This window comes from Huaxiibacter chinensis, from assembly GCF_022171985.1.
Taxonomy (GTDB): Bacteria; Pseudomonadota; Gammaproteobacteria; order Enterobacterales; family Enterobacteriaceae; genus Enterobacter; species Enterobacter chinensis_A.
The window spans coordinates 106,657-129,199 of sequence record NZ_JAJVHF010000005.1; the positions used below are offsets into that span (position 1 = coordinate 106,657).

19 protein-coding genes are annotated in these 22,543 nt (G+C 54.5%); 5 read left to right on the forward strand and 14 right to left on the reverse strand.

Features of this window, described 5'->3' with window-relative positions:
- The first annotated feature begins 45 nt into the window (after window positions 1-45).
- The gene (gene sanA, locus LZP96_RS13855) at window positions 46-759 is read left to right on the forward strand and encodes an outer membrane permeability protein SanA (RefSeq protein ID WP_064326753.1); all 714 of its coding nucleotides are present in this window, start codon (window positions 46-48) and stop codon (window positions 757-759) included.
- Between the two features lie 53 nt (window positions 760-812).
- Here sanA and mglC read toward each other — a convergent pair whose 3' ends face one another.
- From mglC to LZP96_RS13890, 7 genes are all read right to left on the reverse strand, one after another.
- Window positions 813-1,823 (reverse strand): galactose/methyl galactoside ABC transporter permease MglC, encoded by a 1,011-nt coding sequence (gene mglC, locus LZP96_RS13860; protein ID WP_064326754.1) that lies wholly within the window; start codon window positions 1,821-1,823, stop codon window positions 813-815.
- A 15-nt stretch (window positions 1,824-1,838) separates the two neighbouring features.
- Window positions 1,839-3,359 carry a galactose/methyl galactoside ABC transporter ATP-binding protein MglA gene (gene mglA, locus LZP96_RS13865; protein WP_064326755.1) on the reverse strand — a complete coding sequence of 507 codons (1,521 nt, stop codon included), beginning with the start codon at window positions 3,357-3,359 and terminating at the stop codon, window positions 1,839-1,841.
- 80 nt (window positions 3,360-3,439) lie between these two features.
- Window positions 3,440-4,438 carry a galactose/glucose ABC transporter substrate-binding protein MglB gene (gene mglB / locus LZP96_RS13870; RefSeq protein ID WP_064326756.1) on the reverse strand — a complete coding sequence of 333 codons (999 nt, stop codon included), beginning with the start codon at window positions 4,436-4,438 and terminating at the stop codon, window positions 3,440-3,442.
- A 296-nt stretch (window positions 4,439-4,734) separates the two neighbouring features.
- A complete protein-coding gene (galS, locus tag LZP96_RS13875; RefSeq protein WP_258926097.1) occupies window positions 4,735-5,757 on the reverse strand; it encodes an HTH-type transcriptional regulator GalS in 1,023 nt (340 codons plus the stop codon).
- 155 nt (window positions 5,758-5,912) lie between these two features.
- Entirely contained in the window at window positions 5,913-7,070 is a 1,158-nt protein-coding gene (yeiB, locus tag LZP96_RS13880; protein WP_258926098.1) for a DUF418 domain-containing protein YeiB, read from the reverse strand.
- A gap of 17 nt (window positions 7,071-7,087) precedes the next feature.
- A complete protein-coding gene (folE, locus tag LZP96_RS13885) occupies window positions 7,088-7,756 on the reverse strand; it encodes a GTP cyclohydrolase I FolE (protein ID WP_064326759.1) in 669 nt (222 codons plus the stop codon).
- A gap of 103 nt (window positions 7,757-7,859) precedes the next feature.
- Entirely contained in the window at window positions 7,860-9,008 is a 1,149-nt protein-coding gene (locus LZP96_RS13890; RefSeq protein ID WP_258926099.1) for a YbfB/YjiJ family MFS transporter, read from the reverse strand.
- 134 nt (window positions 9,009-9,142) lie between these two features.
- Between LZP96_RS13890 and fghA the strand changes: the two genes are divergently transcribed.
- A complete protein-coding gene (fghA, locus tag LZP96_RS13895; protein WP_064326761.1) occupies window positions 9,143-9,979 on the forward strand; it encodes an S-formylglutathione hydrolase in 837 nt (278 codons plus the stop codon).
- Window positions 9,980-10,080: 101 nt separating this feature from the next.
- Here fghA and cirA read toward each other — a convergent pair whose 3' ends face one another.
- The 3 genes from cirA to yieE form a co-directional block, all read right to left on the reverse strand.
- Window positions 10,081-12,051, reverse strand: a complete 1,971-nt coding sequence (gene cirA / locus LZP96_RS13900) for a catecholate siderophore receptor CirA (protein ID WP_064326762.1) — start codon at window positions 12,049-12,051, stop codon at window positions 10,081-10,083.
- Between the two features lie 290 nt (window positions 12,052-12,341).
- A complete protein-coding gene (gene lysP, locus LZP96_RS13905) occupies window positions 12,342-13,811 on the reverse strand; it encodes a lysine-specific permease (RefSeq protein ID WP_064326763.1) in 1,470 nt (489 codons plus the stop codon).
- Window positions 13,812-13,941: 130 nt separating this feature from the next.
- Complete coding sequence (gene yieE / locus LZP96_RS13910) at window positions 13,942-14,808, reverse strand: DNA-binding transcriptional regulator YeiE (RefSeq protein ID WP_064326764.1); 867 nt, start codon at window positions 14,806-14,808, stop codon at window positions 13,942-13,944.
- 98 nt (window positions 14,809-14,906) lie between these two features.
- Between yieE and LZP96_RS13915 the strand changes: the two genes are divergently transcribed.
- Window positions 14,907-15,953, forward strand: coding sequence for a YeiH family protein (locus LZP96_RS13915; RefSeq protein ID WP_258926100.1), 1,047 nt, complete (start codon window positions 14,907-14,909; stop codon window positions 15,951-15,953).
- Window positions 15,954-16,017: 64 nt separating this feature from the next.
- Entirely contained in the window at window positions 16,018-16,875 is an 858-nt protein-coding gene (gene nfo / locus LZP96_RS13920) for a deoxyribonuclease IV (protein WP_064326766.1), read from the forward strand.
- Between the two features lie 72 nt (window positions 16,876-16,947).
- On the opposite strand, the gene fruA is transcribed toward nfo, so the two are convergent.
- From fruA to fruB, 3 genes are read right to left on the reverse strand one after another with little or no spacing between them, the layout of a single operon-like run.
- On the reverse strand, window positions 16,948-18,633 hold the full coding sequence (gene fruA, locus LZP96_RS13925; protein ID WP_258926101.1) for a PTS fructose transporter subunit IIBC: 1,686 nt from the start codon (window positions 18,631-18,633) through the stop codon (window positions 16,948-16,950).
- A 16-nt stretch (window positions 18,634-18,649) separates the two neighbouring features.
- The gene (fruK, locus tag LZP96_RS13930) at window positions 18,650-19,588 is read right to left on the reverse strand and encodes a 1-phosphofructokinase (protein WP_064326768.1); all 939 of its coding nucleotides are present in this window, start codon (window positions 19,586-19,588) and stop codon (window positions 18,650-18,652) included.
- Window positions 19,588-20,718: a fused PTS fructose transporter subunit IIA/HPr protein gene (gene fruB / locus LZP96_RS13935; RefSeq protein WP_064326769.1), complete on the reverse strand. Its 1,131-nt coding sequence runs from the start codon at window positions 20,716-20,718 to the stop codon at window positions 19,588-19,590. Before fruB ends, fruK begins: the two co-directional genes overlap by 1 nt.
- 364 nt (window positions 20,719-21,082) lie before the next feature.
- On the opposite strand from fruB, the gene setB reads away from it, so the two are divergent.
- Window positions 21,083-22,264 (forward strand): sugar efflux transporter SetB, encoded by a 1,182-nt coding sequence (gene setB, locus LZP96_RS13940; protein ID WP_064326770.1) that lies wholly within the window; start codon window positions 21,083-21,085, stop codon window positions 22,262-22,264.
- Here setB and LZP96_RS13945 read toward each other — a convergent pair.
- Complete coding sequence (locus LZP96_RS13945) at window positions 22,261-22,515, reverse strand: YkgJ family cysteine cluster protein (protein ID WP_064328168.1); 255 nt, start codon at window positions 22,513-22,515, stop codon at window positions 22,261-22,263. The genes setB and LZP96_RS13945 overlap by 4 nt on opposite strands.
- Window positions 22,516-22,543 lie beyond the last annotated feature (28 nt).

Consider the following 22,543-nt stretch of genomic DNA (forward strand, 5'->3'; position numbering starts at 1 on the left):
TACAGTAGCCTGATTGAAATTTCACCTTCGGTACGAGTCAACTTCATGTTAAAGCGCGTGTTTTACAGCCTGTCTGTCCTGGTCGGCATACTGCTGTTGACTGTGCTCGGCCTCGACCGGTGGATGAGCTGGAAAACCGCTCCCTACATCTTTGACGATCTCCAGGACCTGCCCTACCGCCAGGTGGGTGTGGTGCTGGGCACCGCGAAATACTATCGCACTGGCGTCATTAACCAGTATTACCGCTATCGTATTCAGGGCGCGCTTAATGCGTATAACAGCGGCAAGGTGAATTACCTGCTGCTGAGCGGCGATAACGCGCTGCAAAGCTATAACGAACCGGTGACGATGCGTAAAGACCTGATTGCCGCCGGCGTCGATCCTGCGGATATCGTTCTGGACTATGCCGGATTCCGCACGCTGGACTCCATCGTCCGCACACGTAAAGTGTTCGATACCAACGACTTTATTATCATTACGCAGCGCTTCCACTGCGAGCGGGCGCTGTTTATTGCGTTGCATATGGGTATTCAGGCGCAGTGTTATGCCGTGCCCTCCCCGAAAGATATGCTCAGCGTGCGGGTACGTGAGTTCGGGGCGCGCTTTGGGGCGCTGGCCGATCTCTATCTGTTCAAACGTGAGCCACGCTTCTTAGGCCCGCTGGTGCCCATTCCGTCCATGCACGAAGTGCCGGAAGATGCCCAGGGGTATCCGGCAGTGACGCCAGAACAACTTCTTGAACTACAGAAGAAAAAGTAAGTTACGGACATAAAAAAACCCGCTGCAAGAGCGGGTTTTTCGTTGATTGCTTATTACTTCTTACGAGCGTACTTCAGTGAGTCCAGGGCAACGGCGAAGATGATGATCGCGCCCTTAATGATGTACTGCCAGTAAGGGTTCACGCCGATGTAGGTCAGACCGTAGTTAATCACGGTAAAGATGATAACACCGGTCACCACGCCGAAGACGGTACCCACGCCACCGCTGAAGGAGACGCCGCCCACCACGCAGGCTGCAATCGCATCCAGCTCATACATGAAGCCAAGGTTGTTCGTTGCGGAACCGATACGACCGGCTTCCAGTAATCCCCCGAAGGCATAGAAGACACCTGACAGGGCATAAATCATCAGCAGGTTCAGCGCCACGTTAACGCCGGACACTTTCGCGGCTTCCGGGTTGCCCCCGATGGCGAAGATGTTTTTACCAAAGCGCGTTTTGTTCCACAGCACCCATACGAACGCCACGGCGATCAGCGCATAGAAGGTGATGTAGGAGAGTCGGAACGTCCCTAACGCCACGAATCCCTGAGCAAAGGTCGAAAAGCCGCTGTCAAAACCAGAGATTGGTGATGCGCCGACAAAATCGTAGTAAAGGGAGTTGATCCCGTAAACGATGATCATCGTACCCAGAGTGGTAATAAACGGCGTCACGTTAAGATAGGCGATGATAATGCCGTTGATCAGGCCGATAATCGCACCGATAACGCAGACAATCAGCACAACCAGGATGATGGGCATGGTCGCCATTTCCGGGAAGACTTTGTTGGCGTTTTCAACCGACTGAAGCAGCGTTGCCGCGATAACCGCCGCAAGGCCCACCTGACGACCGGCCGACAGGTCGGTACCCTGCGTGACGATAAGGCCTGCCACGCCCAGCGCGATAATAATACGCACTGAAGACTGCGTCAGAATATTACTTAAGTTCAGTAAACTTAAGAACGTAGGGTCCTGGAAAATAATAATGGCCAATAACACTAAAAGAACAACGTAAATTCCGCCTTCTTTCAGATAAGTGAGAAAACTTTTTTTATTTAACGCACTCATGAGGAGCCCCTGATCTTAAAGGTGCAATGACGCAAGACGGAGAATTTCGTTTTGCGTTGTCGTTTTGGTGTCAACAATTCCGGCAACGAGACCATTGCTCATAACCAGAATACGATCTGTGATCCCTAACAATTCCGGCATTTCGGAAGAAATAATAATGATCCCTTTATTCTTTTTGGCCAGTTCTGCTATCAGTTGATAGATTTCAAATTTTGCACCCACATCAATGCCGCGAGTAGGCTCGTCGAGCATTAAAATTTCTGGTTGTGTTAATAACCAACGACCGATAATCACTTTCTGCTGGTTACCACCTGAAAGCGAACCAATCTGCGTTTGATGCCCAGGCGTTTTAACACGCATCGCGTCGATAACCCATTGGGTATCACTCTTCATCCGCGAGTTATCCAGCAGGCCAATTTTGTTTTTGTAGTTACGAATATTTGATATCAGCGAGTTAAAGTTAATATCCAGATACGCATAAATACCCGTTGAACGACGCTCTTCGGTGACCAGGGCAAAACCATGGTTAATGGCTTCGTTGGCATTATGGTTATTAATCTTCTTACCGTGCAGAGTGATGGTTCCGCCCGATTTTTCACGGATGCCAAACAGGGTTTCCACGATATCAGTACGTTTGGCCCCCACCAGCCCGGCAATCCCTAATATTTCGCCCTTATGCAGGTCGAAAGAGACATCGCGAATCGAGGGCTGACGCAGTGACGTGAGGTTACGCACCTCCAGAATCACTTCACCAGGCTTGTTTTCTTTATCAGGGAAGCGCTGGTTCAGGGAACGGCCCACCATCATGGAAATGATTTTGTCCATGTCCAGCCCTTCAAGAGGCTGGGTGGCGATCCACTGGCCGTCACGCAAAATGGTGATTTCATCGCACAGCTGGAAGATCTCTTCCATTTTGTGTGAGATATAGACGATGCCGCAGCCGCGATCTTTTAATTTACGGATAATAGTGAAAAGGTGATTCACCTCTTTTTCCGTTAACGACGAAGTGGGCTCATCCATAATAACGATTTTGGCGTTATAGGAGAAAGCCTTGGCAATTTCAATCATCTGCATCTGTGAAACGGATAAGGTGCCTACGCGTGCGCGTGGGTCGATATCAATATCCAGTTCATCGAAAATCGCTTTGGTGTCACGGTACATTTTGTCCTGATCGACAAAGACACCTTTGGTGGGATAACGTCCCAGCCACATATTGTCCATAACGGACCGTTGCAGAACCAGGTTTAATTCCTGGTGAACCATCGAAATACCATTCTCCAGTGCTTCTTTGGCCGAATGGAAATCGATCTCCTTTCCCTGAAAAAGAATGCTGCCAGAATCTTTTTGATAGATCCCGAAAAGGCATTTCAATAATGTTGATTTACCTGCACCGTTCTCCCCCATTAACGCATGAATAGAGTGAGGACGGACTTTTAAATTAACGTTATCGAGAGCCTTAACGCCCGGGAAAGACTTGTTGATATTACTCATTTCCAACAAGAATTCGCCTGACGACTGAGTAGTTGTGCTGACCATAATTATACCTTTCGGTCTCGCATATCGCGTTATAAAAGGGCGCAACGAATTGCGCCCATTGGGAACGTGCTTAATCTAAATTATTTACCGATAAACTCAGCCAGATTTGACTGGTCTACGCCCACGTAAGGTACGCGAACGATTTTGTTTTCGATTTTCCAGTTGGTGCCATCAGCGGCACCTTTGCCGTCGGCCAGGTTTTTCGCCAGGTCAAAGGTCGCTTTCGCCTGGTTGTTGGCATCGTTCAGCACGGTACCGGCCATCGCACCGGATTTCACCAGCGCCAGCGCTTCTGGCAGGGCATCCACGCCAAATACCGGAACAGAGGATTTGTTGTGTGCTTTCAGCGCTTCTACGGCACCCATTGCCATCGCATCGTTGTTCGCGATCACGACTTCAATTTTGTTGGCGTTCGGGCCGGACAGCCATGCATCCATCTTATCTTTTGCCTGTGCGGTATCCCACATGGCGGTATCTAACGCTAACTGTTGCGTCTTCAGACCTTTATCATTCAGCTCTTTGATAACATAGGTCGTACGCGCTTCAGCGTCCGGGTGGCCCGGCTCGCCTTTCAGCAACACGAACTGAATCTGGCCGTCTTTGTTCAGATCCCAGTTAGGATTTGCCGCCCAGTGTTTTGCAATCAGATCGCCCTGGATGATGCCAGACTCTTTGGAGTCGGTACCCACATAGAAAGCTTTGTCGTAGCTATCCAGCGCTTTACGTGAAGGTTCTTTGTTGAAGAAAACGATAGGCACATTCTGGCCGCGCGCTTTCTCGATAACGGTGCCTGCTGCAGCGGGGTCAACCAGGTTGATCGCCAGGGCTTTCACGCCTTTTGCCAGCAGAACGTCGATCTGGTCGTTTTGTTTGGACTGATCGTTCTGGGAGTCGTTCATCAGAAGCTGAACGTCCGGCGCGGCTTTCGCGTCTTTTTCAATTGCTTTACGCACAACAGACATGAAGTTGTCGTCGTATTTATAAATCGTTACGCCAATACGGGTATCCGCAGCGTGCGCTGCTGCACCAAAAAGCATGCTTGCCATAACAGCAGACAGAGTCAACACCTTCTTATTCATGGTATCTCCGGTTTTTTTATGCAGGGTAGTTCTGGTTGTGAATAACGGTCGGCGGGCAGATGTTAAAAAAACGTTACTGACAGCCGAAGTTCACTTATAAAATTTCTATCTTCCGTGTTCGGTAACGCTCCAGATTGCGTTTTTTTGGTCGTTTGCGGCACTTTCGCTATGGTGAAAGTGATTAATCACCGTTACATAGCGTTTCAGCTCCTGAAACGCTGACATCATAGACAGCGCCTTGTTAAGATACTGTGAATTTACTCACAGATTGAAAACGGTTACATCACTCCGTGTAATCAGTTAGTGATCGGAGCCACAATTTGCCGAATAGCAACCGAGTGTCGACGGACTAAAGTCGGCATGAAACAGTGTGTTGCGTCCGGATCCAGCAAGCCTGCCGCCCCCTGTAACGCCAGCTCAGTGGCCAGGCGCGCCATAGAGGCGATGGGATAGCGGACGGTAGTGAGCTGCGGGTCGGTGTAGCGCGCAATCGGGATATCATCGAAACCAATCAATGACAAATGCTGTGGCACCGCAATACCGTTGTCTTTCAGTGCCGTGAGCGCCCCGGCGGCCATACTGTCGTTATAGGCAAACACCGCCGTAAGCTGCAAATTACGGCCGAGCAGCTCGACCATCGCCGCTTCACCGCCCGGCATATCGGGCGAACCCGTTCCAATCCAGCTGTCCTGCGGGGTAATGCCCGCCTCTTTCAGCGCGTTTTGCCACCCTTCCCGGCGCATATCGTTATCCTCAATATGATGGCTTGAGGCAAGATAGCCGATGCGCTGATGTCCATTATTCAACAACATACGTGTCGCCATGGTTGCCCCACTGACGTTGTCCAGCGCCACGCAGCGATGGGCGTAGCCGGGCACGACGCGATTCACCAGAACCATGCCGGGTATGTGATCCATAAATCCGGCAAGCTCTTCATCGCTCAGGGCTTTTGAGTGGACAATCAGCGCGTTACAGCGCTGGCGGATAAGTACCTCAATGGCGTGACGTTCTTTTTCCGCCTCGTGGTAACTGTTACCAATCAGGACATATTTCTGATGCTGTTGGGCAACGACATCCACCGCTTTGACCAGCGCGCCAAAGAAGGCATCGGACACGTCCATTACCACTACGCCAATGGTATCGCTGACCTGCGTGGCCAGCGCCTGCGCGTTCGCATTAGGTCGATAGTCGAGCTGTGCGACGGCCTTCATCACGGTTTCACGCGTGTCAGGGCTTACCAGCGCGCTGTTATTCAGCACCCGGGAAACGGTCGCAACAGAAACACCCGCGATGCGGGCCACGTCACGGATGGTGATCATGTTCACCACCCTTTAAAGGATTGCAGCAACTCACAGACACCCCCTGTGTTTAGCAAGAAGGCTATTCTGGCAGCGACAGCGCGGGGACTACGTGAAGAAGGTCACACAGATGAAAACGGTTACATCCGTTTTGTTAATGATTGTGATCCAGATCGTTATCTGGATGTATTAGTCAATGACGTGCCTGACGCACGGGCGGTGAGTTGACGCCATAACCACTCCACAGGACCCTGACGGAAGTAGCGCAGCCAGATGACCGAGAAGAGCAGGTTTGCCATCCACACCGGGACGACAAAAGCCATAAGCTGAAAACGGTCGAATTTCATAAACAGATCAAGGCGATAAAACAGCGTCGTGCAGATAAGCGTCTGTAACAGATAGTTGCTTAACGCCATTCTGCCCACGCAGGCAATCGCCCCCGCCAGCCTTGTGCGTGCTATGTGTGGCCAGAAGCCGTAGATCAGCGAGGCATAGCCGATGGTCTGAAACGGCGCGCTCAGTTCCCGAGGAGCCTGAAGCAGGAATGCACACCAGCGATAGTCCCAGTGCAACATCCATTGCGCGACGATGGCAGGTAAATTAATGACCATGCCAGTCAGCACCAGCACGATACCCGTTCGCCGATAATGCGTCTGGCTGAACGCGCCTTTAAGCCAGCCTGAGCGCATCAGTGCCGCCCCCATTAACATCATGCCCGCCAGCTGCCAGCCATATTGCGCACCGAGCGCAAGCAGATTATCCCCGAGCATATCTGCCCGATTGCTCACCGCTTCGACGCCCCCTTTCAGCTTCCAGTACTGTTCATACTGCAGATTAGCCGCATCCGGGATCCAGGAGCGGTTGGTTGCACCGCCTGACATCAAGCCCAGCAGCAGCAGGACGCCAATGCCAATGACGTATAACACCACGCCGGTGTTAAACATATTTTTTACGTCATGCGCATCGCGGATCATGCGCCAGCAAATCAGCCCGACTAATCCATAGGCCAGCAGAATGTCACCATCCCAGAAAAAAAGACCATGAATAAAACCAAGAAGGACAAGGAGGGTCAGTCGGCACTGGATCCAGCGCTTACCGCGTTTGAGAAGAAGTTGTAACCCTGCGCCGAAAAGCAGCGCAAACAGCGTCAGGAATTTAACCTGGGCGAAAAGATCGAGGAGCGCCCAGGTCCAGGCGTCGCTGCGGGTAATGTCCCCATACCAGGCCGGGTTGAGATACGCGGCCTTCGGTAACCCGAAGGCGCTGATATTGAGCAGCAGGATCCCCAGAATGGCCACGCCACGTATAAAATCCAGCGTGACATTACGCTCCATTGACCCTGCCCTGTTGGTTAGTTGTGGTGACGCACTGCGCGCAGGAACTCCTGGCGAGTATTCTGGCTGGATTTAAACAGGCCACCCAGCGAGGTGGTGGTGGTTGCACTGGTGGCGTCACGCACGCCGCGCGCTTTCACGCAGTAGTGTACAGCATCAATGGAGACGGCCACGTTATTGGTGCCCAGCAGCGTTTGCAGCGCGGTCAAAATTTGCTGGGTCAGTCGCTCCTGCACCTGCGGACGCTGGGCAAAGAACTGCACAATGCGGTTAATTTTGGACAAGCCAATCACCGTATCTTTGGGAATATACGCCACGGTCGCTTTGCCATCGATGGTGACAAAGTGATGCTCGCAGGTACTGGTCAGCGTGATATCGCGCACTGTGACCATTTCATCCACGTTCATTTTGTTTTCAATGACGGTAATTTTCGGGAAATTGGCGTAATCCAGACCAGAGAAAATTTCATCAACATACATTTTAGCGATACGTTGAGGGGTTTCCATGAGACTGTCATCGCTCAGGTCGAGATTCAGCAGTTGCATGATCTCGGTCATGTGCCCGGAAATCAGACGTTTACGTGTTTCATTGTCCAACTCATTGACTGGTGGACGCAGCGGGGTTTCAAGACCACGCGCGACCAGCGCCTCATGGACCAGAGCAGCTTCTTTACTGAGTGATGGCATTCTTTTCTCCTGCAGGTGGGGCTGTCTTTTGCCCTCGTTGTGGCAAAAGTATGCGCTCATTGTGCGTGAGCGCGGACACATAATCCAGTATTCACAGCGATAATTATTGCAATTGCTGCTGCCTTTCATCCTGACGATTCCATACCAGCGCGCCGCCGATAAACAGCGCTACCCCCGCCAGGCCCAGCGCAGGCTCCAGCCGGTGGGTAAGCCAGGTCGATACGGCAGAGGTCACCGGGCCTACCAGCTGGCCCAACGCATACCCCGTGGTAAGCAGCCCGGCCATATAACGCGTATGATTGGGCGCCAGTTCGCGGCCACAGTGTAGGGATAACTGCACCGCGCACAGGAACCCGCCGCCCACCAGCAGCGCGCCGGTTATCAGGCCGCTGATTCCCGGCATCAGCCAGGCGGCAAAGACGCCAAGGCCCTGTAACCACAGAACGAACGCCAGCCGGCGGTGCGTTGTGGAGACGCGACGCATCGCAATGCTTAACGCAATCCCGGCCACCGCTGCGGCGCCAAAGACGGGCCAGACGAACTGGGCGAACACGCTGCCCGGAAAACGCAGGGCCGCCATTTGCGATAAAAACGTTGCCGGGAGAATGTACCCGAATCCGGCGAGGCTGTAGCTCCAGACCAGACGACGAAGATTGCTGGTCAGGACAAGGGGTTCAGGCACCGTATCGGGGCGATGAAGCTGCCCTTTACGCGGGAGATAGCGCGCAACAACCACAATAAGAATCAGCGCCAGCACACCATAAATCTGCCACGCCGCCCCCGCAGATAACGCCCGCGCCTGAATATAGACAGCCAGTAATCCGCTGAGCGCAATTCCGGCACCGGGGCCGGCGAAAACCGCGGCGCTCAGGCCTGGTTTGCCATAATGGGCCAGCCTTTCGTTGGTCCAGGCGGCGATGAGAACCATCGACCAGCCGCTCATGCAGCCAATAATAAAACGCAGTATTCCGTGCACCACGGCGTTATCCGCAACCGCCGACAACAGCGTGATCGCCACGGCGCCCGCCACCCCAAGGTAAAGGCGGCCTTCAACGAAACGATGCGCCCGCATGGCATCCCATGCCCCCACCAGATAGCCGAGATAGTTCGTTGCGGCCACCAGGCCCGCGCTCGTCAACGTCAGTTGCCCTGCCGCTATCATCAAAGGCACCTGCGGCGTAAACGCAAACCGCCCGATCCCCATGGCAACGACCAGAACCACAAATCCGCAGAGCGCAATACGCAGCGCCATGACCACTCCAATTGTTAAAATTCAGTTAATTCATGATGCAACATCTGTTGAGTGACCGAAAGTGAAAGTTGCTCACAGGTCAATGAAAACGCTGTATTATGGGGTAAAACCCATCACACCATCAGGAGCCTTGCATGGAACTGCTCGAAGAGCACCGTTGTTTTGAAGGTCGGCAGCAGCGCTGGCGGCACGACTCCACCGTACTGAACTGTGCGATGACGTTCAGCATTTTTCTCCCGCCCGTTGACGGCCAGCAAAAGCCGCCCGTGCTGTACTGGCTTTCCGGGCTAACCTGTAACGACGAGAATTTTACCACCAAGGCCGGGGCGCAACGGCTGGCAGCCTCCCTGGGTATCGCGCTGGTGATGCCCGATACCAGCCCGCGCGGCGATGACGTTGCCGACGACGCGGCATACGATCTTGGTAAAGGGGCCGGTTTTTATCTGAACGCCACGCAGGCGCCGTGGGCACGTCATTATCGTATGTATGATTACCTGCGCGATGAGCTACCTGCCCTGATTCAGGCGGAGTTTGACACAGGCGATCGCTGCGCCATCAGTGGACATTCTATGGGGGGGCATGGGGCGCTGGTAATGGCACTGAAGAACCCAGGCAGATTCACCAGCGTGTCGGCCTTCGCGCCCATTGTTAACCCGTCGCAGGTGCCCTGGGGTCAGAAAGCCTTCACGCAGTATCTGGGTGAAGAGACTGCGTGCTGGCAGGAGTGGGACAGCTGTGCCCTGTTGCAGGCAAGCCAGACCGGGCAGGCCATTCCGCTGCTCATCGATCAGGGAGATGCCGATCCGTTCCTGGCCGGGCAGTTACAGCCTGCGGTCTTTGCGGAGGTCGCACGGCAAAAAGAGTGGCCGCTTACGCTGCGTATTCAGCCGGGCTACGATCACAGTTACTACTTTATTGCCTCGTTTATCGAGGATCATCTCCGCTTCCACGCGAAGTATCTGTTCGCCTGAAGGCCTCCGGATCTCCTCTCCCCGGAAAGATACACCTATAAAAAACGGCAACCTGCGTTGCCGTTTTGCTTTTCATGCCATTACCAGACCTGACTACCTCATCAGAACTGGTAATCCAGCGCCATAAAGTAACGGCGACCGTCTTCCGTATAGCTGTAGTCATCACGACTCAGATCTTTATCGAGCAGGTTCTGCACGCCCGCTCTCAGCTTGACGTTTTTGGTTGCCTGCCAGGCTGCGCCGGTGTTCCATACCACGTAACCGCCAGGCGTCGCTTCACCCTCGGTGATAGTGCGTTTCTCACCTGTATAATTACCCTGCACGTAGAATGACCATGCCTGGGAAGCCTGCCAGTCAACGGTGCCGTTTGCGGTATGGAATGGCAGATCGGACAGCGGCTTGTTTCCGCCATTACTGATGTCGCGCCCGTCGTTATAGGTGTAATTCAGCGTTATTTTCCAGTCTTCAGCCAGCGGGACTTTCAGCTCCGTTTCGACGCCACGAATACGCGCCTTATTGACGTTATAGTAGCGGAAGATCGGCTCGCCATTTTCATTGAGACCCACATAGTTAGGATAGCTTTGCGCCTCTGACACGCTTCGGGTACGGCTGATGCTGATGCGGTCGTCCACGTCGTTCTGGAAGGTCGTAATGCTCGCCTGTACGCCCTCTAACCAGCCCTCTTCGCCGGCGTAATAAAGGCCGAATTCAACGCTTTTGCTGGTTTCCGGTTTGAGATCCGGGCTACCGACGATATCACACCCGCCACGACAAGAACCTGTGGTCCAGTCCGGGCTGAGCTGCAGCAGCGAAGGCGCTTTAAAGGCCGTCGCCCACCCCCCTTTAAGGGTCACCGTGTCGGTCGCGTTATAGACGAGATAGGCACGCGGACTCCAGTGATCGCCGTAGGTGTCGTGATCGTCCATGCGCACGCCGGTGGTCAGCGCCAGCGGCTCAAAGATGCGCCATTCATCTTCGATAAACAGCGCGTACTGGCTGGTCGACGTCTTACTGCTGGAGCCGCCGGTCAGGTTAACCGGATCTTTTAACGTGTCGTGACGCCACTCCCCACCCAGCGTGAAGAGCTGATTGATCTCACCCAATGGCAGAACATACTTGCCGTCAACGGCCGTACTCTCAGAGGTGATCGCACTGCTGTTACCCGGGTTTTTGTTATCGACTTTTTCACCGTAAAATTTCAGTTCACTGTTGCCGACATTCCAGCGTCCGTTATGGCTCAGCGAGTAATTCTGACGTTCAAGGCGGTTTTGATCGAGCGAGTCGGAATCGCGGTCCTGACGATCGAAGCCGTATCCGGCAGTGAAGTCATGATTTTCATTGGGGGTCCATGCAAACTCGACATTCCCGTCGCGGCTGGTAAAGCCTTCAATGCGGGGCGTCTGGCCGGTGGAGGTCGTGTCTGAAGATTGCTGATCGTCCTTTTCACGTTTCGACAGGCTGCCGTAGGCCTTCAGCCCCAGCACGCCGTCAATCAGTGGACCACTGGTATAAAACTGACCGTTATAGGTATCACCGCGATCGCGATGTTCCTGAATAGTGGTGTCTGCCGTCAGGGTGCCGGTCCATTTCTGACCGATTTTTTTGGTGATGATGTTAACCACCCCGCCCAGTGCATCGGACCCGTAGAGCGAGGACATCGGCCCGCGCACCACTTCGATCCGTTCGATGGCATCGACCGGGATCCAGTTGAGATCAAAATCGTTGTGGCGGAATACGGCGTTACGCGAGTTGACGCGCTTTCCGTCGACCAGGATGAGCGTATAGCTGCTGTCCAGGCCACGAATACTCACGCCCTTGCGGTTATCCCCTTCGTTGGTTAACTGCACGCCCGGCACTTCCCGCAAAACATCTTTCAGGTTGTTCACCGGTTTACGTTGCAGATCCTGCTGAGTAATGACGCTGATACTGGCGGGAGCATCCTTCAAATTTTGTTCGCTGGCGGATGCAGTCACCACCATTGTATCGCCGGACTCGGCCGCAATAACAGGCAGGGTCAGGGACAGTGCAGACGCGCACAGGCCTCCCCTGACGAAGGGATTCAACCTAAACATTCCATATCTCCATGAGGTAAACACAACACTATCAAATATTTATTGCTCACAAGGCATTGCTGTCCGCCCGCATCTTCGGCGGGTCGGTTATGTGTTTAAGTGCAGGTGTTGCAGTCGTGCCTGGGTTTATGCGGCACGCGATGCCTGAACCTGAATGCATCTTTTAATGCGCGTAACGATAAAGCAAACGATAACTATTATCAATTCAATTGTTAAAAATTATGTCATTTCTCCATACTGTGGACATAAAAAAGCCCGCTCAGGGAGCGGGCCAAAGAGAGGCGTTGCGGTTATTTTTTAAATCGTCCTGGGAAATCCATTTCGCTATAGCGGACGAAGCGAGTGCCTTTTGACAGCTTGTAGCCGAACCAGATAATCAGGAACAGCGGGATACCGATGTAGGTTGCCATCACGCCGCCCCAGTCAATGGTATCTGACAGGAAGGCTTCGTAGTTCTGGCCGAGCGTAATAATCAGACACAATACAAAGGCGAAGATCGGCCCAAGCGGGAAGAAGCCCGAGCGATACGGCAAATCGTTGATATCGTGGCCTTGCAGAACATAGCCGCGACGGAAACGATAGTGGCTGATGGCAATCCCCAGCCAGGCGATAAAGCCCGTCATACCTGACGTATTAAGCAGCCACAGGTAAACCGTCTGGTTGCCAAACATAGAGGTCAGGAAGCACAGCCCCGCTACCACCGTGGTGGCATACAGCGCGTTACGCGGTACACCGCCACGGGACAATTTAGCGAAAATGCGCGGCGCTTTGCCATCACATGCCAGCGTATAGAGCATACGGGTGGAGGCATACATCCCTGAGTTACCCGCAGAAAGCACGGCGGTCAGGATCACGGCGTTCATCACCGCCGCCGCAGACAGCAGACCCGCATGCTGGAAGACCAGGGTAAACGGACTGACGCTGATGTCTTTCACGTCATTACGCAGCAGGCTCGGATCGGTATAAGGAATAATCAGGCTAATAATCAGGATCGCGAAGACATAGAACAGCAGGATACGCCAGAACACCTGACGCACCGCGCGCGGAATGTTCTTTTCAGGATCTTCAGATTCACCGGCCGCGATACCAATCAGCTCAGTCCCCTGGAAGGAGAAGCCGACGATCATCGCCACGCCAATCATGGCCGCAAAGCCACCCGCGAACGGCGCATCGCCTATCGCCCAGTTGCTCCAGCCCGCCGGCTCCGCGCCTTTGAAGATACCGACAATCATCGCCACGCCAACCACAATAAAGATAATGACGGTGGTCACTTTGATGAGCGAGAACCAGTACTCCGCTTCACCGAAGCCGCGTACCGAGATGTAGTTAAGCAGGAAAATGACCGCGAGGAATAAAGCACTCCAGATCCAGCCCGGCGTATCGGGGAACCACCAGGTCATGACCAGCTGTGCCGCGACTAAGTCAACGGCGATGGTAACCGCCCAGTTGTACCAGTAGTTCCAGCCCAGCGCGAAGCCGAAACCTTCTTCTACATACTTTTGGCCATAGGTCGAAAAGGAACCGGATACCGGCATATAGGCCGCCAGTTCACCCAGGCTGGTCATCAGAAAATAGACCATTAAACCAATCAGGATATAAGAAAACAGCGCGCCACCCGGGCCAGCCGCTGAAATTGTCGCCCCAGAGGCGACGAAAAGACCTGTACCGATAGAACCGCCAATGGCAATCATCGTCAGGTGACGCGCCTTCAGTGCGCGACGTAGCGCGGGCGCTTCTGTGGTTTTAGTTTCTGAAACCATATAAAAATGCTGTCCCTTCAATAAATGAGGCGCGATTGTAGCAGACGATAAGCGTTCCATCTGGCAGAAATGCGCAGTTATAAGAGAGCTTCATGACCCGTCCAGGATTATTAGCAAAGCTGAGTCTGAGCTACATTTCGCAGTAGCGTAAGAAGCGCTGTAATGCATTGGAAAGGTGTTTCTGACGATGGTGGATGCACCACAGCGTGCGGACCAGTTTAGGTAACGGTACCGAAATTTCGACCAGCGATCCGCTCTCCAGCTGTTCGGCGATTACCCGACGGGACAAGCAACTGATCCCCAGACCATGGCGTACCGCGTGTTTGATGGCTTCGGAATTACCCAGTTCCATGCCTAAACGGAACTGCGGTAAATGAGAAAGCAGCAGATAATCGACAATTTCACGCGTGCCGGAACCGTGTTCACGCAAAATCCATTGGGCGTGCGCAAGACGTTCCAGCGTGACCTCCCCTTGCAGTAAATCGGACGCGGGAGACGCGAAGACCACCAGTTCATCTTCCAGCCACGGCTCGGCAATGATATCAACGTTATGACAGGGCCCTTCAATAAGACCGATGTCGACCCGAAAGTCGATAATGGCGTTTATGACGTCCTGGCTATTTCCAACGCTCATCTCAAGCGGAAGAGTAGGAAAATCGCGACGGTAGCGGGCAATCACTTCCGGCAGAATATAGTTGCCGATGGTACTGCTGGCGAAAACGCGGATCGCACCATTGTCCTCGCGAAACAGCTGCTCTATTTCTGTCGTTTGTTCCAGTAAAGCCAGCGCACGAGGGTAGAGCAACCGACCATGTTCATTCACGACCAGCCGCTTCCCTACCCTGTCGAAGAGCTGTACGCCTAGCTGGCCTTCAAGATCGGTTAATGCGGCGCTCACCGCCGACTGTGAGAGGGCCAACATTTGCGAAGCTTGCGTGGTCGATCCGCTTTTCAGGACTTCGGCAAAGACTTCGAGCTGACGTAAGGTTATGTGCATGGTCGCTTACCACTTATAAAGATTAATTATAAATATATAATCAATTTTATTTTTAAACCAGATCGCCGTAACCTTTTAGCCAGACAAAGGAGAAGGTTATGACAGCACTCACCCTACAACATCATCGTACAGTGTGGCACTTTGTGCCGGGCGTGGCGCTAAGCGCCGCGATTGCGGGCGTCGCATTATGGGGAGGCAGCATTCAGGCCGTGGCAGGCGCAGGTTTTAGCGCATTAACGCTCGCGATTTTACTCGGTATGGTCGTGGGCAATACGTTTTACCCGCAGATTGCAAAACCTTGCGATGGCGGGATCATTTTCGCCAAGCAGCATCTGCTACGCCTGGGGATTATTCTTTATGGTTTTCGCCTCACCTTCGCGCAGATTGCCGACGTGGGCGTCAGCGGGATAGCGATCGACGTTCTGACGTTGACCAGCACCTTCCTGCTGGCATGCTTTATTGGTCAGAAAATTTTTGGCCTGGATAAACAGACAAGCTGGCTTATCGGTGCCGGGAGCAGTATTTGTGGGGCTGCCGCCGTGCTCGCGACGGAACCGGTGGTAAAAGCCGAATCCAGTAAAGTGACCGTCGCGGTCGCCACCGTGGTTATCTTTGGTACGCTGGCGATTTTCCTCTATCCGGCGATGTATCCCCTGCTTGCCCACTGGTTTACGCCTGAGGCCTATGGCATCTATATGGGATCGACAATGCATGAAGTTGCGCAGGTTGTCGCCGCCGGCCATGCCGTTAGCCCGGAAGCGGAAAACGCCGCAGTGATTGCCAAAATGCTGCGCGTCATGATGCTGGCCCCGTTCCTGCTTATTCTGGCTGCGCGGGTTAAACAGCTTACGCCTGCCGGGAAGGGCGAGAAAAGTAAAATCACCGTGCCGTGGTTTGCCCTTCTGTTTATCGTGGTCGCCGTGTTCAACTCTTTCCATCTGCTGCCAAACGCGGTGGTTGAGATGCTGGTGACGCTGGATACTGTCCTGCTGGCCATGGCGATGGCGGCGCTGGGGGTGACCACCCACGTCAGCGCCCTGAAAAAAGCCGGAGCCAAACCGCTGCTGATGGCGCTGATGCTTTTTGCCTGGCTGATTGTCGGCGGCGGTGCCATTAACCTGGCCGTACATAGCCTGATGGCATAAACCACTTCATCCTTCTCCTGTTAACCCGCTATCATACGCGTTTCGGGTTAACAGGAGTCCCTTTATGAAATATGTTGGAGCGCACGTCAGCGCGGCGGGTGGCCTGGCAAATGCGGCCATTCGCGCTGCCGAAATCGAGGCGACGGCTTTCGCCCTGTTCACCAAAAATCAGCGCCAGTGGCGCGCGGCTCCGCTGACGGCGGAGATCATCGATGATTTCAAAGCCGCCTGTGAAAAATACCATTACGGCCCAGGGCAAATCCTTCCGCATGACAGCTATCTGATAAACCTTGGTCATCCGGTCCACGAGGCGCTGGAGAAATCCCGCGAAGCCTTCCTGGATGAGCTTCAGCGCTGCGAGCAGCTTGGCCTGACGCTGCTGAACTTCCACCCGGGCAGCCATCTTATGCAAATTGATGAGGATGCCTGTCTGGCGCGCATTGCCGAGTCGATCAATATCGCGCTGGACCAGACTAAGGGCGTTACCGCAGTGATTGAAAATACCGCCGGGCAAGGGAGCAACCTGGGCTTCAGATTTGAGCATCTGGCGGCCATCATCGACGGCGTGGAAGACAAATCGCGTGTCGGCGTCTGCATCGACACCTGCCATGCGTTCGCGGCAGGGTACGACCTGCGAACTCTGGAAGCGTGCGAAAACACATTCGCGGAGTTCGAGCGTATCGTTGGCTTCAAATACCTGCGTGGAATGCATCTTAACGATGCTAAAAGCGCTTTTGGCAGCCGCGTCGACCGTCACCACAGTCTGGGTGAAGGCAATATCGGCCACGATGCGTTTCGTTTTATCATGCAGGACCCCCGTTTCGACGGCATTCCTATGGTGCTGGAAACCGTGAACCCGGATATATGGGCCGAAGAGATCGCCTGGCTGAAGGCACAGCAAACAGCAGAACAGGTGGCATAAAAAAAGCCGGGTTGCAGTCGCACCCGGCTTTTTTGTGGGTCGGGTGTGGCAATGCCCCACCCGACAACCTGTTTACGCCACTTTGGCGACCACTTCCGCTTCCGGGCGTTTCAGCACCGCGTAAGAGAGTCCCGCCACCAGCGTACCGGCGATAATCGCAAACAGATATCCCAGAACCGGGGTAATGGCGCCTGGGATCAGCAGGACGAACAGACCACCGTGCGGAGCCATCAGTTTTGCCCCAATCGCCATGGAGATTGCGCCGGTCACTGCGCCACCTACGATACAGCATGGCAATACACGCATTGGGTCACGAGCAGCAAACGGAATGGCGCCTTCGGTAATGAAGCACAGGCCCAGCACCAGCGCGGCTTTTCCGCCTTCCTGCTGCGCTTTATCGAACTTACGGCGCGCAATAATTGTCGCCAGCCCCAGCGCCAGCGGTGGCACCATACCGGCTGCCATAATCGCCGCCATCGGAGCGTACGTCTGGGTACTCAGTAAGCCGACACCAAAAGCATAGGCCGCTTTGTTAACCGGACCACCCATATCGGTACACATCATGCCACCGAGGATAGCACCCAGCAGAACCGCGTTCGCCGTCCCCATGGTTTGCAGCCAGTGAGTCAGCCCTTCCAGGATACCCGCAACCGGTTTACCGATCAGGTAGATCATACCCAGGCCGACCACGAGGCTTGAAATCAGCGGAATGATCAGAATCGGTTTCAGCGCTTCCATGCTTTGCGGCAGTTTCAGTTTCGAACTGATGGCCTTCGCCACATAACCTGCCAGGAAGCCGGCAATGATACCGCCGATAAAGCCTGACCCGGTGCTCACCGCCAGCATACCGCCGATTAAACCCGGCGTCAGACCTGGACGATCCGCAATAGAGAAGGCGATGTAACCGGCCAGCACGGGTACCATCAGGGCAAACGCTGAACCACCACCGATTTGCATCAGCGCCGCCGCCAGGGTGCCAGGTTCCTTGAAGGCTTCGATACCAAAGGCGAAGGAGAGCGCAATACAGAGCCCGCCCGCGACAACCATTGGCAGCATGTATGACACACCGGTCAACAGGTGACGATACGCGCCAGCAGACTCTTTTTTCCCTTCCGTTGCCGTCTGGGATTTCGCCGAAGTCTGGTACGGTTTCGCTTCTGCCAGCGCTTTATCAAACTCCTGCGCCGTTTTCTTCAGCGCCAGTCCGGTGGAGGTGCGATACATCGGCTTACCGGCAAATTTCGCCAGATCCACTTCGATGTCTGCCGCCACAATCACCAGATCGGCTTCAGCCACTTCTTCCGCGGTGATGGCATTGCCTGCCCCCACGGAACCGCGCGTTTCAACTTTTACCCACCAGCCGCGTTTTTTCGCTTCGGTTTCGATGGCTTCCGCCGCCATGAAGGTATGCGCCACGCCGGTCGGACATGCGGTGATTGCCACCACACGTTTCGGACCCGCCGTGGTGACGGCTGCGGTTTCTACCGGGGCGGTATAAACGGCGGCATGGCCTTTCGCTTCGCTCAGGAAGAGTTCAGGATGCGCCACGGCGCGGTTAATATCGCCCAGCCACACTTTTTTGCCGTTCAGCGCGTTGTCAGCCGGGATTTCGTCACCCAGAACAATCGCCAGTTCGGCATCATTTGGGTTATCGACAATCTCAACGTGCGCCTTTTGTGCCGCCGCGCCCAGAAGTGTCTTCGCCATATAGGCGCGAGCCTGTCCGAGACCGGAATCAATGATCAGCAGCGTTTTCATTATGCCTCTCCTGCTGTTAGTTAAAAGGTTGTAAGTCAACGCGCGCCATCATCGCCGCCAACTGGGTACGTTCGGTAATGCCTACATTGCTCTGGCTGACGGCCAGGGCCGCCACCGCGGTTGCAAGACGCAGCGTATGTTCACTGGATTCACGCATCAGCAGACCGTAAATCAGGCCTCCCACCATTGAATCCCCTGCCCCTACGGTACTGACGACTTCTACCGACGGTGGTTTGGCGATCCATTCGCCCGACGCGTTAACCCACAGCGCGCCCTCTGCCCCCAACGAAATCACAACATGAGCAATACCCTGTTCACGCAGCGCATGAGCGGCTTCAATCACATCTTTTAATTCTGGCAGCTTACGGCCCGCCCAGATCTCCAGTTCGCGACGGTTTGGCTTAACCAGCCACGGCGACGCTTTCAGTCCGGCGACCAGCGCTTCACGACTGCTGTCGAAAATAATGCAAGGACACTGACTGCGCAGACGCATCATCCAGTCGGTGAAGGCCTCCGGGCTGACGCCGGACGGCAAACTGCCGCTGACGCAAACCATGTCGAACTGACCCAGCCAGGTCAGGGAGTCATTAACAAAACGCTCCCAGTCGGCAGGCGTGACTTCAAAACCGGAGAAATTCAGGTCGGTGACTTCGCCGTCTTTTTCCGTCAGCTTGACGTTGATACGCGTGCGGCCCTGAACCACCTGAAAACGGTTGGCAATACCCAGCTCGCTGAACAACTGCTGAAAACCGTCCTGGTTGTCTTTTCCCAGGAATCCACCGACGGTGACATCAATACCTAAATCTTTAAGCACCTTCGCAACGTTAATCCCTTTCCCCGCCGCGTGAAGGCCGGTTGTCCGCACCAGGTTCACTTCGCCACGTTCAATCTCCGGACAGAAACCGACCAGATCATAGGCGGGGTTAAGCGTAATAGTGGCAACACGTCTGCTCATTATGCGCCCTCCCCTAAACCCGCTGCGATGGCATCGCCAATCGCCTTCAGCGCTTGTTCAGCATCTGCGCCCTGTGCGGTAAAGCGCAGGCGATGGCCTTTTTTCACGCCCAGTGCCACCACTTTCATCAGACTGCGGCCGTTAGCCGGTTTTCCCGATCCATCGAGGTTAGTCACGGTAATCTCACTCTCAAACTGCTTAATGGTGTTCACCAGCATGGTGCCCGGGCGCGCATGTAAACCATGCTCGTTGCGCACCACAAATTCTGCGCTCAGCAGATCGTCCGTCAGCGCGTCGTCCTGCGTCAGCAGTGCCAGCAAGGTGGCGGCATCCGCGTTCAGCAAATGTTTTGCCTTATCGTTCAGCAAGAGATCGCTCAGGCGCTTCAGTACGGCGACCGGCTGATCGTCGGCCATCGAAACGGTGACCAACAGCGCGGCGCTTTCGCCTTCAACGTCGAATGCCGTTGCAGCCCGGCTGACCGCAATCGCGCTACGCACATTGCCTTCAGCACTGTCGTTCAGCCAGATACCCTGACCCAGATTTAACGGCTTATCATTGATGGCGTGCGCCACGAAGGCCGTTTCCACTGCTCCGGCTTCCTTCAGGCGGCCCGCGTTAAGCGCCTGTAAGGTCACCAGATCGGATGCGGCAACGTCCAGGGTCAGCGTGTCGTTATCCAGTTTCAGCGCGGCGCTCTGTTTTTCACCCATCAGCAATGCGCGCAACTCTTCCGCGGTGGTGGCGGATTTCAGCTGTTCAGCAACAGAGTCATCGCTCAGCACATGCGTCAGCTGACGCAGCAGCCCCAGATGCTCGTCGCTGCTGGCGGCGATACCGATAGCCACATACGCGACCTGGCCTTCGCCCCACAGAATCCCCTGCGGGAACTGATAAACCTGCACGCCCGTTTTAAGGACCTGGTCGCGGGTATCGGTGGTGCCGTGCGGAATGGCGATGCCGTTGCCGAGGAAGGTCGACGTCTGCTGCTCGCGAGCAAGCATGCCATCTACGTAGCCGTCCGCGACATTTCCCGCCTGCACAAGTGCAGCGGCAATCTGGCGAATAGCTTCTTCTTTATTACCGGCCTGCTCGCCCGGGTGAATGTCCTGCACTGATAACTGGAACATAGTTCTCCTCTCCTGCTGAATTGAATCGTTTCAGCTACTATGAGAAAAAAGGCGCTAACCTGCTCCGTCAGTAAAACAAGAAAGCGCTGAAACGTTTCAAGAAGTCTTGCGCTTAATGCTGAAGCTTGCAAGAAAAGTTACGATTTGAGTGTCAGAATTTAGACGTAAAGCACATTTTATTGGCGCCCCGCCGCTGCCTGCTGAAGCTTAAATCAAATTATCCCGCTGCGTTCAGCAACCGTCAGCGCGCTATTTTTTTGAAATGCCTTTTTGATATTTCGTGGCTAATTTGATTCCGCCATCTGTTCATTTTCTGACAAGCGGCGTAAACTCCCGCGACTCTTTAAATCACTGATACAGAAACATGCACAACTCCCCCGCAGCCGCCTCACCAAAGCCTTTTGATCTGACATCATCGGCATTCCTGATCGTTGCCTTCCTTACGGGGATAGCCGGCGCGCTGCAAACGCCGACGCTCAGCCTCTTTCTGACCAACGAAGTGCATGTGCGCCCGGCGATGGTGGGCTTCTTCTTTACCGGCAGCGCGGTGATTGGCATTCTGGTAAGCCAGTTTCTGGCGGGACGTTCAGATCGTAAAGGCGACCGTAAAAGCCTTATTGTCTTCTGCTGTCTGCTGGGCGTGTTTGCCTGCCTGCTGTTTGCGTGGAATCGGAACTATTTTATTCTGCTGTTTGTGGGCGTCTTCCTGAGCAGCTTCGGCTCCACGGCGAACCCGCAGATGTTCGCCCTTGCCCGGGAACACGCCGATCGCACGGGGCGTGAAGCGGTCATGTTCAGCTCAATACTTCGTGCGCAGGTCTCTCTGGCGTGGGTCATTGGCCCGCCGCTGGCCTATGCGCTGGCGATGGGATGGGGCTTCACCGTGATGTATCTGTGCGCTGCCGTTGCCTTTGTGGTCTGTGGCGCCATGGTGTGGTTCTTCCTGCCTTCCATGCGCAAAGAGCCGAGACTGGCAACCGGCACGCTGGAAGCCCCCCGTCGCAACCGCCGCGACGCGCTGCTGCTTTTCAGCGTCTGCACGCTGATGTGGGGCACCAACAGTTTATATATCATCAATATGCCGCTGTTTATTATTGATGAACTTCATCTGCCGGAAAAGCTGGCTGGCATCATGATGGGCGCCGCGGCCGGGCTGGAAATCCCCACCATGCTGATTGCAGGCTATTATGCGAAGCGTTTCGGTAAACGTTTTTTGATGCGAATTGCCGCCGTATCGGGGTTACTTTTTTACATCGGCATGCTGACCGTTGACACACCAGCGTTGCTGCTGGCTTTACAGCTGCTGAACGCCGTCTATATCGGGATTCTTGCCGGGATCGGCATGCTCTATTTTCAGGATCTTATGCCGGGTCAGGCGGGGGCCGCCACCACGCTATACACCAATACCACGCGCGTGGGCTGGATTATTGCAGGCTCGCTGGCCGGCGTGGTGGCCGAAATATGGAATTATCACACCGTTTTCTGGATTGCCCTGGGCATGTGCCTGGTGACCATTGGCTGTCTGACCAGAATTAAAGACGTTTAGGGGGCGGTGAGCGCCTCCAGCTCTAACAGATAGATCATGGCCTGCCCTCGCGTGACGCCACACATCTCCACGGAAGCCTGTAGCCCCGCGCAAACCGGCGGACGCAACGGTGAGCCAAAGATCTGGCAAAGATTATCGTCAGAAAGCTGAACACAACGCGTGTTGGCGGGCTTGCCGTCTGGCATCCCGGGTATGGGGCTTGAAATGGACGGTGCAGTACAGCACGCGCCACAGTCTGGACGGCAATTCATAATGCTCTCTATCATTGACTGAGGCCCG

Coding starts and splice junctions, on each gene's coding strand:
- sanA (WP_064326753.1), top strand. CDS start 46: ATGTTAAAGCGCGTGTTTTACAGCCTGTCTGTCCTGGTCGGCATACTG.
- mglC (WP_064326754.1), bottom strand. CDS start 1,823: ATGAGTGCGTTAAATAAAAAAAGTTTTCTCACTTATCTGAAAGAAGGC.
- mglA (WP_064326755.1), bottom strand. CDS start 3,359: ATGGTCAGCACAACTACTCAGTCGTCAGGCGAATTCTTGTTGGAAATG.
- mglB (WP_064326756.1), bottom strand. CDS start 4,438: ATGAATAAGAAGGTGTTGACTCTGTCTGCTGTTATGGCAAGCATGCTT.
- galS (WP_258926097.1), bottom strand. CDS start 5,757: ATGATCACCATCCGTGACGTGGCCCGCATCGCGGGTGTTTCTGTTGCG.
- yeiB (WP_258926098.1), bottom strand. CDS start 7,070: ATGGAGCGTAATGTCACGCTGGATTTTATACGTGGCGTGGCCATTCTG.
- folE (WP_064326759.1), bottom strand. CDS start 7,756: ATGCCATCACTCAGTAAAGAAGCTGCTCTGGTCCATGAGGCGCTGGTC.
- LZP96_RS13890 (WP_258926099.1), bottom strand. CDS start 9,008: ATGGCGCTGCGTATTGCGCTCTGCGGATTTGTGGTTCTGGTCGTTGCC.
- fghA (WP_064326761.1), top strand. CDS start 9,143: ATGGAACTGCTCGAAGAGCACCGTTGTTTTGAAGGTCGGCAGCAGCGC.
- cirA (WP_064326762.1), bottom strand. CDS start 12,051: ATGTTTAGGTTGAATCCCTTCGTCAGGGGAGGCCTGTGCGCGTCTGCA.
- lysP (WP_064326763.1), bottom strand. CDS start 13,811: ATGGTTTCAGAAACTAAAACCACAGAAGCGCCCGCGCTACGTCGCGCA.
- yieE (WP_064326764.1), bottom strand. CDS start 14,808: ATGCACATAACCTTACGTCAGCTCGAAGTCTTTGCCGAAGTCCTGAAA.
- LZP96_RS13915 (WP_258926100.1), top strand. CDS start 14,907: ATGACAGCACTCACCCTACAACATCATCGTACAGTGTGGCACTTTGTG.
- nfo (WP_064326766.1), top strand. CDS start 16,018: ATGAAATATGTTGGAGCGCACGTCAGCGCGGCGGGTGGCCTGGCAAAT.
- fruA (WP_258926101.1), bottom strand. CDS start 18,633: ATGAAAACGCTGCTGATCATTGATTCCGGTCTCGGACAGGCTCGCGCC.
- fruK (WP_064326768.1), bottom strand. CDS start 19,588: ATGAGCAGACGTGTTGCCACTATTACGCTTAACCCCGCCTATGATCTG.
- fruB (WP_064326769.1), bottom strand. CDS start 20,718: ATGTTCCAGTTATCAGTGCAGGACATTCACCCGGGCGAGCAGGCCGGT.
- setB (WP_064326770.1), top strand. CDS start 21,083: ATGCACAACTCCCCCGCAGCCGCCTCACCAAAGCCTTTTGATCTGACA.
- LZP96_RS13945 (WP_064328168.1), bottom strand. CDS start 22,515: ATGAATTGCCGTCCAGACTGTGGCGCGTGCTGTACTGCACCGTCCATT.